Below are 14,138 nucleotides of genomic sequence, written 5' to 3'. Positions count from 1 at the left end.
TAAAACTTATGTGTCCTTCTTACTAAATTATTAATTAATAAAATTTTTATAAAATTCTGATTCAAAACGCATAATTGCACTATTTTTTGGCTCATTTTGTCTATCGGCGTGGTAACCCGATATTAACTGCACAAAAGCCACATATTTACCATCAGATTTTTGGATAAATCCCGCTAAATTATAGCAACCTTGAATATAACCTGTTTTAGCCAATATTGTTTCTTTAAAAGGAGCCTGATTAAAACTCTTACGATTTTGCAACGTACCATCAACCCCGGCAATTGGCAACATTTCAATAATCCTTAATTGCGTATTATGAGCAGCAATGTATTGCAAAATTTCCATTAATTTGTCAGCACTTACCAAGTTTAATCGAGATAACCCAGAACCATCAACAATAACTAAGTTCTCAAGATTAATACCTGCTTTTTTTCGTAAAATTTGCTTAACAGCATCACCACCATTACGCCATGTACCTTGAACATGATAATAATGAGCACCTAACGTTCTAAAAATAGCATCTGCATATAAATTATTGGATTTTTTAAGCATCACCATTAACAGCTCAGAAAGCGGTTGTGATTGGCTAGATGCTAACAAAGTCAACTGAGCATTAGTCCTTTGATTACGTTCTAAAAGTGAACCTGTATACGTTATTTTTTGCTGTTTGAGCTCATTTTTTAAAATAGTAGAAAAATACTCCACCCCATTAATTACCGCAAATTTTAATGCTGTTTTATTCGAGTTTGTAGCAATGCAGCCCGATAGATGGTAACGATTTTTATCTGAATAGCTAACGTCTAATTCACAATACTTATCATTAAGATCTTTACTATTTTTAACGATCGTTTTCACATTTCCCGTTACCATAACAGGAATATTAGGCGACTTAGATATTGTGGCCTGCTCCCCCACTTTACCTGGCGTCACTGTTGCATAAAAACAATTATTATCAATAATCGCAGCTGATGGTGGAGCATTATAACAAGCTGTTAAATTATTCCACGACCATCCCTCTGCTTTATCGTGGCTGGTGAATATTGAAGTATCTAAAATCACATTACCTGCAATTTTTTCAATGCCTTTTTTACGCAGTTCAACAATCATTTGTTTTAATCGAGCTCGGGTAAAAGTAGGATCGCCGCTCAGCTGAATAATAAGATCACCATTTAACTGTTTATTGCTAACTGTGCCACTAGTTTGCATGCGTGTGATAAATCGGAAATCACGCCCTAATTCGAGCTCAGCAGCCAAAGCAGTTATTACTTTTTGAGTACTTGCAGGTTGCTTGAACTGATCACTTTTATATTTTGCTAATGTCTTAGGATTATTTTCCACAGATTGAACTAAAATAGATAAATCACTTCCTTTAGGTAAAGAAGATATATAAGATTCTATTTGTTGTGCATGTAATGATCCCGAAAAAAGAAGAAAAATAATTATCCTAAATTTTGTCATGAATGCTGGCTCAAAATATTATTAAATTAAAACCGTTAAATATAGCTCGCAAATATAACTTTTTTTGATTTAGCTAGCAATATATACTCAACCACTTTTATAATTATGCTCTATTGAATAATTCAATATAACCAAAACACGAAATTCACTCCATATAGCTATTAATATTAGGTAATATAATTATGATTCAAGATTCATTAGGCTTTCCAATAGAAACTATATTGGTATTTATTGGACTTGCCTTGGCGGCAATTATTATTGATTTATATGCTCACCATAACGATAAACCAATTAGTTTAAGAAATGCCATTTTTTGGTCTCTATTTTGGATAATCGTAGCATTGGTGTTTGCACTCTATTTGTATCTTCATCATGGCAGCACTATAGCCAGCTTATTTATTACAGGGTATGTTCTTGAAAAAGCATTATCGGTCGATAATTTGTTTGTGATTATGGCTATTTTTTCGTGGTTTGCAGTCCCAAATAATTATCGTCATCGCTTACTTTATTGGGGAGTTATTGGGGCTATTATATTTCGCGCCATATTTGTTGTAATTGGTACAGGTTTGTTATATTTGGGTCCTTGGATGGAATTTGTATTTTCAATCTTAGTTGCTTGTACAGGAATTATGATGTTGAAAAATCAAGACAAAGACCAAGATATCAAAGATTACTCAAATCACTTTGCGTTTCGCATTGCCAAACGTATTTTTCCATCTTATCCCAAAATTGTCGGCCATCACTTTCTATTGTCTCAAAAACAACTTGATACAGAGCTTATAAAACCTGAAAACAAAAATTTAGTTGATACAATACCTAAAAGTACTTTTTATGCTACACCGCTGTTTTTATGTATTATTGTAATTGAACTCAGTGACATTATGTTTGCCTTTGATTCTGTTCCTGCTGTAATTGCTGTCAGCCAAGAGCCACTAATCGTCTATAGTGCTATGATCTTTGCTATTTTAGGTCTTAGAACTATGTACTTTATTTTACAAGCCATGAAACAGTACTTAGTTCACCTTGGTAAGGCGGTTATCTGCTTACTCTTTTTTATTGCCGGAAAATTAGCTTTAAATGCAAGCAATCATTTACTGGGATATGGTATTGATATCGATCCAAGCACAAGTCTTTATATCGTTTTAGGCATACTTGCTTTAGGTATTATTGCCAGTATTATATGGCCAGAAAAAAATAAATCTCAATAAGTACAATAATGATATGGCAGGATTTCCTGCCATTTTGAGTTTAGATTTATTAGCGTTTTAAAGAGCGAATAAAATAGCTCACACCTAAAATAACAAACCAAATAGGCGTTGCTACTAACGCTTGGCGGGTATCAGCCTCAAAAGTAAGTAACACAATCACGAAAGCAAAAAACGCTAAACAGACACCGCACATCAAAATCCCACCGGGCATTTTAAATTGAGATTGTTCATGTAAGCTTACTTTTTTACGACGATAAGCAATATAAGAAATAAGAATCATCGACCAAATAAACATAAATAAAATAGCCGAAATTGTGGTTACTATAGTAAAGGCTTCCATGACATTAGGCACTAAGTAAATCAAAACCACACCACCAAATAAACAAGCACACGAAAATACTAAACCATTCGCTGGCACTGAACGACTTGATAATTTGCCAAAAGGCTCTGGCGCATCTTGTTTTTTAGCAAGTCCAAATAGCATTCTGCTTGTTGAGTAAATACCACTATTAGCAGAAGATGCAGCTGATGTTAGTACTACAAAATTAATAATACTTGCAGCCGCAGGCAGACCAATTAAAGTAAATAACTCAACAAATGGACTTTTATTTGGAGAAATTAACGTCCAAGGTGTGACACTCATAATAATGATTAAAGCAAAAACATAGAAAAAGATAATACGTGCTGGCACAGAGTTAATAGCACGAGGTAAATTTTTGTTCGGATCGACTGTTTCTGCAGCGGTTGTGCCAACTAATTCAATTCCCACAAAAGCAAAAATAGCAATTTGAAAGCCAGCAAAAAACCCCATAGTACCATGAGGGAATAAGCCACCGTATTTCCATAGATTTGAAAATGTAGCTATGGTATCAGTTTGTTCAGAATGGAAAGCCGTTAAAATAAGCATTAGTCCAATACCAATCAGAGCTAAAATTGCAACAATCTTAATCATTGAAAACCAAAACTCTGTCTCGCCAAACATTTTTACAGTTAATAGATTTAAAGTTAATAGTAAGACTACTGTCAATAACATTGGTATCCAAGATTGCAGCTCAGGAAACCAATGTTGCGCATATCCAGCAATTGCAATAACATCCGCAATTCCTGTAACCACCCAGCAAAACCAATAAGTCCAACCAGTAAAAAATCCAGCCCAAGGACCTAAAAGGTCGTTGGCAAAATCACTAAAAGACTTGTACTTCAAATTAGAAAGAAGAATTTCCCCCATCGCACGCATAACAAAAAAAAGGATAAAACCAATAATCATATAAACAAAAATAATAGAAGGTCCAGCAAGGCTAATTGTCTTTCCTGAGCCCATAAATAAGCCAGTACCAATTGCGCCACTAATTGCAATTAATTGAATATGACGGTTAGAAAGGTTTCGCTTTAGATCATGCTTTGAGGATGTAATGCTCATCGCTTTTATTACCTTTTATTTTCAAAATTTTCCAATATTTCTTTTATCCTAGGACTATAAAGTCTCCAACGTTAAATCGCAAGCTGAATCTTTATGAAAAATTTTTATGGTTAGTTCATAATTATTGGTAGTTTCTTATAATAGAATTGTGTAGCATAAATAGCTATATTACTTAACTTATTATAATAATCTACCAAGATGAAAGAAAAAAAACACTATTATCGTTTTTATTTTTTATGTACTTTGTTTATTTTATCCCTTCTAACTACTAGTAGCCAAAGCGTCTCAAATAAACCAATCAAACAAGGTCAACAATATCAAGATGGAAACCTTTTTTTACCACTTAACATAAACTACCCTAAGTTAAGTACTCCTGTAAATATTTCAGACTACATTATCCAAATTGCCAAAATTAAATCATCATCACCATCTTTGTATCGTAAAAATGAACATATTTATAAGGCCATCGATGCTTGGATTAATCGTTCTTTAGGAACTGATGAGTTTAATAAAGTTGGACTTAATAGCTATGAAATGTCTGGGCAAGATGGGTATGGAAATGTACATTTGACCGGTTATTATACCCCAATAATCAAAGTAAGAAGCCAACCTACCATAGAATTTAAATATCCTATCTACAAAATGCCCACTGACAGTGAAGAGCAATTACCCAATCGTGAACAAATTTATAATGGTGCACTTGCCAATAAAAATCTTGAAATAGCCTACAGCAATTCTTTGATAGATAACTTTATTATGGAAGTACAAGGTAGTGCTTATGTTGATTTTGAAGATAATTCACCTTTAGTCTTCTTCAGCTATGGTGGTAAAAATGGTCATGGCTATTCAAGTATTGGAAGATTATTGGTAGAACAAGGTGAAATAGAAAAAGAAAAAATGTCGATACAAGCTATCAAAAATTGGGCTAACAATAACAGTGACAAAAAACTGAAAGACTTGTTAATTCAAAACCACTCATTTGTGTTTTTCGAACCACAATATAACGCTGAAGTAAAAGGAGCTGCTGCAGTACCTTTAGTTGCCAATGCCTCTATCGCCTCTGATACTTCACTAATACCTCTTGGTTCTGTAGTATTAGTTGATGTTCCTCTCCTTGATAACGATGGCACATATCGTGGCAGACGAGAAAATCGTTTAATGGTGGCTCTTGATGTAGGTGGTGCGATAAAAGGCCAGCATTTTGACCTTTATCTGGGAATTGGTGATAAACCAGGTGAATTAGCAGGATACTATAACCACTATGGTCGTGCATGGGTGATAAAACCTTAGCTGACTAACATCGACGCCGTTAGAAGAACCTGTTAAAATGAAGCAATATGAGCTGAATTAAGGATAACCCATGAGATTATGCGACCGAGATATCGAAGCGTATTTAAAAAATGGTAAATTAAAAATAACCCCACAACCGGCAGCAGGTTGTATTAATGGTGCAACTGTTGATGTTAGATTAGGTAACCAATTTCGAATTTTTCGAGAACATACTACACCTTATATAGATTTAAGTGGGCCTAAAGAAGAAGTATCTGCAGTGTTAGAACGAGTGATGAGTGAAGAAATTGTGTTACCTGAGGGTGATGCCTTTTACCTACACCCTGGTGAATTAGCATTAGCAGTAACATTAGAATCAGTCACCATTCCTGACGATTTGGTTGGCTGGTTAGATGGACGTTCATCGCTTGCCAGACTAGGACTTATGGTTCATGTCACAGCTCATCGCATCGATCCCGGTTGGCAAGGACAAATTGTTTTAGAATTTTATAATTCCGGAAAAATCCCACTAGCGCTTAGACCAGGAATGACAATCGGAGCACTTAGTTTTGAAACATTAACTGGACCTGCTGCAAGACCATATAATCGAAGGCAAGATGCAAAATATAAAGACCAACATGGCGCTGTCGCCAGTCGTATTGATAAAGACTAAACAACTTATAACTTTAACAAAGGAACATTAATATGATCAAAAAAATATTGGTTATTCTATTTGCCTTAATTTTAGTTATCACAATTAGTATTATTTCGCTTATTGTTTTTGTCGATCCAAATAACTTTCGTGGTTTTATTTCTGATACAGTGAAAAATAAAACAGGTTATGAATTATCTATTGATGGCAATTTACGCTGGCATATATGGCCACAAGTGAGTATTTTAACCGATTCAGTAAAGGTATCTGCTGCTGGCGCTAAAAAACCCATTTTAACTGCAGACAATATGAGACTAGATGTTGAATTACTTCCTCTTTTCTCAAAAAAACTAGCAGTCAAAAATGTATTAATAAAAGCAGCGATCATCAACATTACTAATGAAAGTAAAGGCGATGTTGCAAAAAATGATACTAAAATATCCTCTACTACAACTACTGATGAACCTACTGCTTCCAAAGATAAAAAAAGTTCATCTAATTGGAAATTTAGCTTAAATAAATTTAAAGTAACTGATAGTACTGTTGCCTTACAACATAATGGTGATCTAATTAACTTTAGAAATATTAATCTAGTGGTAGAACGAAATAATGACAACAAAGTTTCCATTGATTTAAATGGTAATATAGACAAAAATCAACAAGATTTATTTTATCTGGCACATGCCTATGTCGATTTAAGTCAATTCCCAGAACAAGCGATAATTGATTTAAAAAAATTAGATTTCAATTATAAAGGTGTCGCCAATTCAGCAAAAGAACTAAAAGGTAACATAAGTGGGGTATTTAACTACCAACAAACCCCAATGTTGTTAAAAAGCAAAAATTTATCTTTTTCAGTAAATGAAAACCGTTTTACTGGTGCTATCGATGCCGATTTAGCAAATAAACCGTATATCGATTTGCAGTTAAATTCGGATAAAATCGATCTCTCTTCGATTTTGGAAATAGATGAAAAATCGAATGAAAAGATAACTAACCACCAAACCTCACCTGTGGTATCAAATATCACGAAAAACACTAATGAATTAAGCTTTCTAAATACTTTTAATGCTAAAGCTAAGTTAAATATCAAACAGTTCAATGCCAACAAAATAACATTAAACAATATAGACGTTGATATGACTAATAGTGATGGTATTACAATATTTAAAAACATTAGTTTAGATTTTGCTAAAGGACATATCATTGCAACGGGTATTGCAAATGGAAAACAAAAAAATACACTCATAAAACTTAATACAAAGATCAATGATATTGATTTAAATACTTTCTTTAACCAAGTAGATACAGCTCATGATTTAGAAGGTTTATTTAACGCTACTGGGGATTTAGAAAGTAACAGCGTATCAGGCGCTAAATTATTAGCTAGCTTACAAGGTGATGTGGCAATTATTGTGACTAATGCAAGACTCAACAATATGAATATTCAAAGTATTATCCAAAATGCTGTAGCTCAATATTCAAAAGATGTCATAACACCTGAAAATCAAAAAAAATATACCGAATTTCATAAAATTTCTGCCAATGCTTACTTGAAACAAGGTAATTTGGAATTTTCAACTTTAACTGCTAATTCTGAAACACTTGATGTCATTGATGGTTCAGGAAGAGTCGGGATCTTAAAACGAGACTTGGATATTAATTTAAACTTAAAAATGCTAAGCGGTTGGAACGGTAAAAGTGAAACAATTGGAAAACTACAAAAGTTAACTATACCTCTGCATATTTATGGCCAATTCGCTAATCTCCATTACCAGCTTGATATTGGAAAACTACTCACTGATGTGCTAAGTGATAAATTACAAGAGCGATTAGACAAACTTCGTGAAAAATTAAAGCATCATGACGATAAAGATAATTCAAAATCTAGATCAAAAGCTACCGATATTTTAGGAGAATTACTGAGAAAGTAACAATAAAAAAAGGTGAGCAAACTCACCTTTTTTTATGTCTAAGATATAAGATGATTATAAAATAAACTTACTTAAATCTTCATCTGCAACAAGTTTATCTAAATGATCACCAACATATTTAGCATCAATTGTGACAGTTTGTCCATCAAGTTCACTAGCTTCAAATGAGACTTCTTCCATCAAACGCTCTAATACAGTATGCAATCGACGCGCACCAATATTTTCATTTTGCTCATTCACTTGCCATGCTGATTCGGCAATCTTACGAATACCATCAGGAGTAAAATCGATATTAACGCCTTCAGTAGCCATTAGCGCCTTATATTGAACAGTAAGTGAAGCATTTGGCTCAGTTAAAATACGCTCAAAATCCTCACTGGTTAGTGCCTGTAATTCCACTCTAATTGGCAATCTACCTTGCAATTCAGGAATTAAATCAGATGGATTGGCAGTTTGGAAAGCACCTGATGCAATAAACAAGATGTGATCTGTTTTAACAGCCCCGTGTTTAGTCGACACAGTACAACCTTCAACCAATGGTAAAAGATCTCGTTGCACGCCCTCACGTGAAACATCTGGACCTGAAGAGTTACCTCGTTTACAGACTTTATCTATCTCATCAATAAAAACAATTCCGTTTTGCTCTACCGCTTCAATAGCTTCATGTTTAAGATCATCAGGATTAACCAATTTAGCCGCTTCTTCTTCGATGAGTTGTTTAAACGCATCTTTAATCTTCATTTTACGTGGTTTAGTTTTTTGTCCACCTAAATTTTGAAACATCGACTGTAGTTGGCTTGTCATCTCTTCCATACCTGGAGGAGCCATTATTTCGACACCGATATTAACACCCGCTAACTCAATTTCTATCTCTTTATCGTCAAGAGAACCTTCACGCAATTTTTTACGAAAAGCTTGTCTTGCTGTTGAATTATTATTATCTTCAACTTGCCCCCACCCATCTTTAGCTGGTGGTACAAGCACATTTAAAATACGGTCTTCAGCAAGTTCTTCCGCTCGATTACGATTTCGTTCAATCGCTTGTTGACGGATCATTTTTACCGCTGAGTCAGTTAAATCACGAATAATGGAATCAACTTCTTTTCCCACATAACCAACTTCAGTAAATTTAGTTGCTTCTACTTTAATAAATGGTGCACGAGCCAATTTTGCTAAGCGTCTTGCAATTTCAGTTTTACCCACACCAGTTGGACCAATCATCAGTATATTTTTAGGCGTAACTTCATGACGCAATGTTTCATCTAGCTGCATCCGACGCCAGCGATTACGCAATGCTATAGCCACAGAACGTTTTGCTTTATCTTGTCCTATGATGTGTTGGTTTAATTCGCTTACAATCTCACGAGGAGTCATTTCAGACATAGTTAAATTTCTCTTAAATCAGATTAATAATTAAGTTCTTCAATTGTTTGGAAGTTATTAGTATAAACACAAATATCACCAGCAATCGATAATGATTTTTGCACAATATCATGTGCAGAAAGTGAGGTATTATCTAATAAAGCCCTAGCCGCTGCTTGCGCATAAGGACCTCCGGAACCAATAGCAATTAAATCATCTTCTGGTTGAATAACATCCCCAGTACCTGTAATAATCAGTGATGCACTTTCGTCGGCAACAGCAAGTAATGCTTCTAGTTTACGTAACATTCTATCTGTTCGCCAATCTTTAGCTAATTCAACAGCGGCTTTGGTTAAATGCCCTTGGTGCATCTCTAATTTTCGCTCAAACAGCTCAAATAGTGTAAAAGCATCAGCAGTACCACCAGCAAAGCCTGCAATCACTTTGTTATTATATAAACGACGAACTTTACGGGCATTCCCTTTCATAATAATACGTTCGCCTAACGTGACTTGGCCATCACCACCGATAACGACTTGCCCCTCACGACGGACACTGACAATTGTTGTCATGTTCTGCTCCTTCTTTTACTTAAATAACTTGATTCAAAATGAATAGAGGATATATTGGGATGATTAATGTAATTTCAATATTTACACTTGAAGATATAGATAATTTATTGTAAATAAAGTTTAACAAAACATAATGCTTACGTATAAAAATTATTTCGGTTGAAAGTCAATTGTCATCGTTTTTACTTGATCATAAAACCTACTTGCTGGTTTTGGAATTACAGCTTGTTTAGTCGCTGCAAGTGCTTCTCGACATAATGCTGCATCACCATCTTTCGCACTCACATTAAGTAATAAACCATCAGGTGCAATTTGAATTTCTAATACACAATTCCGACCACTATATAATTTATTAGGATTAATAAATTTATTACTAATAGCATTTTGAACTAAAGATTTATATTTATCGAGTTCTCCATCTGAAACACCTTTACGACTAGCAACACTACCTGATGGGCCAGGCGTACCTGATGTAAGCCCACCTAACAAATTATCAAGTTCTTTATCTTTTTTTGCTTGCGCGGCTTTTTTTGCTTTTTCAGCAGCAGCTTTATCCGCCGCAGCCTTTTCTGCAGCGGCTTTTTCAGCGGCTTGCTTTTTTGCTTGTTCTGCTTTCTGCTTAGCTAATTCTGCTTGTTTACGTTCGTTTTCAGCTCGTTGCTTTTCAATAAGTTCTTGTTCAGCTTTTGCTTTAGCTTCTTGTTCGGCTTTTTGTTTTGCTAGCTCTTCTTGTTTACGCTGATTTTCTTCACGCTGTTTTTGCAATAATTCTCGTTCTGCTTTTAATTTAGCTTCTTGCTCCGCTTTTTGTTTTGCTAACTCAGCTTGCTGTTGTTCTAAACGCTGTTTTTCAGCTTGTCTTTGTTGCTCTTCTAACCGTTCTTTCGCTTTGCGATCAGCTTCTTCTTTTTGTCTTGCAACCCGTGCAGCCTCCGCGGCTTCTGCTTCTTTCTTTTGCAGCTCTTCTAATTTCAGACGCTCTCTTTCTAACTCCTTAAGTCGCTGTTGTTGAGCCAGTTGCTGCTCTTGTAGCTTGAGGGCTTGCTCATCTATCTGTTGCTGCCTTTGTTGTTCAGCTTGTTTTTGGCTAACCTGTGTCTTTAATTGTCTTTGATATTGTTCGGTCATGACGGAAGGATCAACCATAATAGCGTCGATAGAATTTCCATTAACACTACCATAGTTAGCATCATTATCATGCATAGCCCGATACCCCAAAATGATAATTAAAATCACATGTAAGATAATTGATATTATAATAGCTATACTTAATTTTGAATTTGACTTATAAGACATTGCAAACAACTTATTATATTATTTTTGTTTAAATTGGTTGAGTCATTAAACCTACAGACTTAACGCCTGCAGATTGTAATAAATTCAACGCTTTTATAATTTCTTCATAGGGAACATCTTTAGCCCCACCTACTAAAAAAACCGCTTTGTCATTCAATGACATTTGTTGCTTAACTTCTGCAACAATTTGTTCTTGTGGTAAATTAGCTTGACGATCCTGATCAATAATCAGTGCATATATGCCTACACCAGAGACTTCAATAATAATTGGTTTATTTTCTGAAGACGAAACTGTTTTTGATTCCGACGCTTCAGGCAGATCAACCTCTACACTTTGACTAATAATTGGCGCTGTTGCCATAAAAATAAGCACTAATACCAATAGCACATCCAGTAAAGGTACTATATTGATTTCAGATTTAGCTGAATAACGTGAACGTCTATTTCTGCGCATAATTATTTCCTAACAGCAACAGCTTGACGTTGTAAAATTGCAGAAAACTCATCAATAAAATTAAGATAGCTTTGTTCGATTCGGCTTACCCCTAACGACAAGCGATTATAGGCAAGAACCGCAGGAATAGCTGCAAATAAACCAATTGCAGTTGCAATTAGCGCCTCAGCAATCCCAGGTGCGACCATTTGTAACGTGGCTTGTTTAACTGCACCTAACGAAATAAATGCATGCATAATCCCCCAAACTGTACCGAACAAACCGATATATGGACTTATAGAACCTACTGTTCCTAAAAAAGGAATATGTAATTCTAGAGTATCTAACTCACGATTCATTGCTAAGCGCATAGAGCGTGATGCACCATCTAAAGCCGATTCAGCCATATTTGGGTTAATTTGATATAGACGTGAAAACTCTTTAAAACCTGAATAGAAAATATGCTCTGTACCACTAATATCTTCTTTATTAAATTTTGCCTTATCAAATAACACATTTAAATCATCAGCAGCCCAAAAGCTATTATCAAATTGTTCAATTTGTTTTGTCGCTTTACCTAAGATTTTAGTTCGTTGAAAAATAATAGCCCATGACATAACAGAAAAAGTCAGTAGCAGCAACATAACACATTGCACTAATAAGCCTGCTTGCAAAAACAGATCAATAATATTCAGATTTTCCACTTATATAAACTCCAAAACTAATAACTTAGGAAGCCCACATGGCTTCATCTTAGTGAGATCCACACTAGCAATAAGAACTTTTGCTGTGCAAATAACTTGATTATTTTGATTAAAAATAGTCTGTTTAAAAATAATAGACGCCTTACGAACTTGTTCGACCCTTGTGCTAACAGTCAGCATATCATCTAAATGAGCCGGAGAATGGTAGTTAATATCCATATTTTTTACCACAAAAGCAATACCTTCTTGTAATAATTTCTGCTGGCTAATATCAAGTTGCCTTAGTATTTCCGTCCTGGCTCGCTCGAAAAAAGCAAGATACCGAGCATGGTAAACAACACCGCCGGCATCTGTGTCTTCATAATAAACTCTTACATTCCAATTGAATTGTCTCATATCCAAATAACACTAATTAAGTTTAGCGCTATTATATCTGAATATAAAATTCGCTGCACTATGATATAAAAAATCACAAATGAAAACAATTATCATTTATGATTTACGCTTAGCAACTCTATCTGTAAATTAAAAAGGCGGCTATTTGCCGCCTTTTTATTACTATTTAATTGATATTATTTGTTGTTAGATTCTTTTTCACTACTGTCTCTCTCAACCCATAAACCAGTTACAGCTGATAACATACATGCCGCAATAAGTCCTATACACCATAAAACATAATACATAATAGTTCCTTAATAAAGAGAATGTTTATTATTTTCGATATGATTTTTATCCAGTCTTCCAAACATTTTGATATATGACCAAATGGTATAAAAAAGAACAATAGGTAAAAATATAAGAACAACAACAAACATAATATTAAGCGTTAATTGACTTGATGATGCATCCCATATTGTCAAACTTGCATTTGGCATAATGCTTGAAGGCATAATAAATGGGAAGGTTGCTATACCATAGGTAAATAATACACAGACAATTGTTAATATTGATGAAATAAATACTAATGCATTTTTATTTAAACTAGAAAAAAGAATAGTTAATAGTGGTAATATTACACCCAAAGCAGGTACTATCCATAAAATAGGATAATTCATATAATTGGCTAACCACGATGCATCAGTAGATACTGTCTTGCTTAGCGGATTAGATGACGCATTATAATCAATCACACTAGTTACTTCATAACCATGAATACCAAATGCCACCCAAACACCTGCTAACACAAATGCAATTAACATGGCTAAACTAGCAATTTGTGTGGCCTTTCTAGCTCTTAAATAAAGCTCACCTGATGTTTTCAGCTGTAACCATGCTCCACCATGAGCAACAAATAACATTAAGCTCACAACACCGGTCAATAGTGCAAAAGGATTAAGCAGGCCAAAGAAGTTACCATCATAAAACACGCGATAAGAGTTATCAAATCTAAATGGAACACCTTCTAATAAATTGCCAAAAGCGACACCAAAAACAAGTGCAGGTACAAAGCTACCAGCAAAAATACCACCATCCCATACATTACGCCATTTTGAGTTTTCTAGCTTACTGCGATAATCAAAGCCAATGGGTCTAAAAAATAGTGCACAAAGCACTAAAACCATCGCAATATAAAAACCGGAAAATGACGCAGCATAGGCCATTGGCCAAGCTGCGAATATCCCTGCGCCAGCAGTGATCAACCAAACTTGGTTACCATCCCAATGAGGCGCAATTGCATTAATCATAATACGACGTTCTGTATCTGTTTTACCGATAAATGGTAATAAAATACCCACACCCATATCAAAACCATCTGTGACAACAAAACCGATTAAAACAACACTAATCAGCACCCACCAGATAACGCGTACAATTTCGTAATCAATCATT

General features: G+C 34.7%; 14 protein-coding genes. 4 read left to right on the top strand and 10 right to left on the bottom strand.

The features are described 5' to 3' along the window. Positions 1 to 30: 30 nt before the first annotated feature. Positions 31 to 1,458 carry a serine-type D-Ala-D-Ala carboxypeptidase gene (gene dacB / locus BQ5209_RS04460; protein WP_085247350.1) on the bottom strand — a complete coding sequence of 476 codons (1,428 nt, stop codon included), beginning with the start codon at positions 1,456 to 1,458 and terminating at the stop codon, positions 31 to 33. Positions 1,459 to 1,640: 182 nt separating this feature from the next. On the opposite strand from dacB, the gene BQ5209_RS04455 reads away from it, so the two are divergent. Beyond that, on the top strand, positions 1,641 to 2,666 hold the full coding sequence (locus tag BQ5209_RS04455; protein WP_085247349.1) for a TerC/Alx family metal homeostasis membrane protein: 1,026 nt from the start codon (positions 1,641 to 1,643) through the stop codon (positions 2,664 to 2,666). Positions 2,667 to 2,715: 49 nt separating this feature from the next. Here BQ5209_RS04455 and cycA read toward each other — a convergent pair whose 3' ends face one another. After that, positions 2,716 to 4,086, bottom strand: a complete 1,371-nt coding sequence (cycA, locus tag BQ5209_RS04450) for a D-serine/D-alanine/glycine transporter (RefSeq protein ID WP_085247348.1) — start codon at positions 4,084 to 4,086, stop codon at positions 2,716 to 2,718. 198 nt (positions 4,087 to 4,284) lie between these two features. Here cycA and mltA point away from each other — a divergent pair, with 198 nt between their 5' ends. From mltA to asmA, 3 genes are all read left to right on the top strand, one after another. Next, entirely contained in the window at positions 4,285 to 5,376 is a 1,092-nt protein-coding gene (gene mltA / locus BQ5209_RS04445; RefSeq protein WP_085247347.1) for a murein transglycosylase A, read from the top strand. A gap of 70 nt (positions 5,377 to 5,446) precedes the next feature. Beyond that, positions 5,447 to 6,028 carry a dCTP deaminase gene (gene dcd / locus BQ5209_RS04440; RefSeq protein WP_085247346.1) on the top strand — a complete coding sequence of 194 codons (582 nt, stop codon included), beginning with the start codon at positions 5,447 to 5,449 and terminating at the stop codon, positions 6,026 to 6,028. A 32-nt stretch (positions 6,029 to 6,060) separates the two neighbouring features. Beyond that, the gene (gene asmA, locus BQ5209_RS04435; RefSeq protein WP_085247345.1) at positions 6,061 to 7,941 is read left to right on the top strand and encodes an outer membrane assembly protein AsmA; all 1,881 of its coding nucleotides are present in this window, start codon (positions 6,061 to 6,063) and stop codon (positions 7,939 to 7,941) included. 54 nt (positions 7,942 to 7,995) lie between these two features. Here the strand turns inward: asmA and hslU are convergent, their stop codons facing one another. The 8 genes from hslU to cydB form a co-directional block, all read right to left on the bottom strand. Continuing rightward, on the bottom strand, positions 7,996 to 9,324 hold the full coding sequence (gene hslU, locus BQ5209_RS04430; RefSeq protein WP_085247344.1) for an ATP-dependent protease ATPase subunit HslU: 1,329 nt from the start codon (positions 9,322 to 9,324) through the stop codon (positions 7,996 to 7,998). A gap of 23 nt (positions 9,325 to 9,347) precedes the next feature. Continuing rightward, complete coding sequence (hslV, locus tag BQ5209_RS04425) at positions 9,348 to 9,875, bottom strand: ATP-dependent protease subunit HslV (protein WP_025316169.1); 528 nt, start codon at positions 9,873 to 9,875, stop codon at positions 9,348 to 9,350. 150 nt (positions 9,876 to 10,025) lie between these two features. Then, positions 10,026 to 11,171, bottom strand: a complete 1,146-nt coding sequence (tolA, locus tag BQ5209_RS04420; RefSeq protein WP_085247343.1) for a cell envelope integrity protein TolA — start codon at positions 11,169 to 11,171, stop codon at positions 10,026 to 10,028. Between the two features lie 28 nt (positions 11,172 to 11,199). Then, positions 11,200 to 11,628, bottom strand: a complete 429-nt coding sequence (gene tolR, locus BQ5209_RS04415) for a colicin uptake protein TolR (RefSeq protein WP_370737823.1) — start codon at positions 11,626 to 11,628, stop codon at positions 11,200 to 11,202. After that, positions 11,628 to 12,308 carry a protein TolQ gene (gene tolQ / locus BQ5209_RS04410; protein ID WP_085247341.1) on the bottom strand — a complete coding sequence of 227 codons (681 nt, stop codon included), beginning with the start codon at positions 12,306 to 12,308 and terminating at the stop codon, positions 11,628 to 11,630. The genes tolR and tolQ overlap by 1 nt, the downstream gene beginning before the upstream one ends. Then, on the bottom strand, positions 12,309 to 12,704 hold the full coding sequence (gene ybgC / locus BQ5209_RS04405) for a tol-pal system-associated acyl-CoA thioesterase (RefSeq protein WP_085247340.1): 396 nt from the start codon (positions 12,702 to 12,704) through the stop codon (positions 12,309 to 12,311). Between the two features lie 176 nt (positions 12,705 to 12,880). Further along, the gene (locus BQ5209_RS11000) at positions 12,881 to 12,991 is read right to left on the bottom strand and encodes a cytochrome bd oxidase small subunit, CydX/CbdX family (RefSeq protein ID WP_143421846.1); all 111 of its coding nucleotides are present in this window, start codon (positions 12,989 to 12,991) and stop codon (positions 12,881 to 12,883) included. A gap of 9 nt (positions 12,992 to 13,000) precedes the next feature. Then, on the bottom strand, positions 13,001 to 14,137 hold the full coding sequence (gene cydB / locus BQ5209_RS04400) for a cytochrome d ubiquinol oxidase subunit II (RefSeq protein WP_085247339.1): 1,137 nt from the start codon (positions 14,135 to 14,137) through the stop codon (positions 13,001 to 13,003). Position 14,138: the final 1 nt, after the last annotated feature.

Source organism: Gilliamella mensalis (assembly GCF_900103085.1).
GTDB lineage: Bacteria > Pseudomonadota > Gammaproteobacteria > Enterobacterales > Orbaceae > Gilliamella > Gilliamella mensalis.
Note: the sequence above shows the minus strand (reverse complement) of the source record. Positions and strands in the feature narration are given on the sequence as shown.

Bases quoted from the DNA above. Each gene is read 5' to 3' on its own strand.
- asmA (WP_085247345.1), top strand. From the start codon at position 6,061: ATGATCAAAAAAATATTGGTTATTCTATTTGCCTTAATTTTAGTTATC.
- cycA (WP_085247348.1), bottom strand. From the start codon at position 4,086: ATGAGCATTACATCCTCAAAGCATGATCTAAAGCGAAACCTTTCTAAC.
- mltA (WP_085247347.1), top strand. From the start codon at position 4,285: ATGAAAGAAAAAAAACACTATTATCGTTTTTATTTTTTATGTACTTTG.
- tolA (WP_085247343.1), bottom strand. From the start codon at position 11,171: ATGTCTTATAAGTCAAATTCAAAATTAAGTATAGCTATTATAATATCA.
- hslU (WP_085247344.1), bottom strand. From the start codon at position 9,324: ATGTCTGAAATGACTCCTCGTGAGATTGTAAGCGAATTAAACCAACAC.
- BQ5209_RS04455 (WP_085247349.1), top strand. From the start codon at position 1,641: ATGATTCAAGATTCATTAGGCTTTCCAATAGAAACTATATTGGTATTT.
- cydB (WP_085247339.1), bottom strand. From the start codon at position 14,137: ATGATTGATTACGAAATTGTACGCGTTATCTGGTGGGTGCTGATTAGT.
- dcd (WP_085247346.1), top strand. From the start codon at position 5,447: ATGAGATTATGCGACCGAGATATCGAAGCGTATTTAAAAAATGGTAAA.
- ybgC (WP_085247340.1), bottom strand. From the start codon at position 12,704: ATGAGACAATTCAATTGGAATGTAAGAGTTTATTATGAAGACACAGAT.
- BQ5209_RS11000 (WP_143421846.1), bottom strand. From the start codon at position 12,991: ATGTATTATGTTTTATGGTGTATAGGACTTATTGCGGCATGTATGTTA.
- hslV (WP_025316169.1), bottom strand. From the start codon at position 9,875: ATGACAACAATTGTCAGTGTCCGTCGTGAGGGGCAAGTCGTTATCGGT.
- dacB (WP_085247350.1), bottom strand. From the start codon at position 1,458: ATGACAAAATTTAGGATAATTATTTTTCTTCTTTTTTCGGGATCATTA.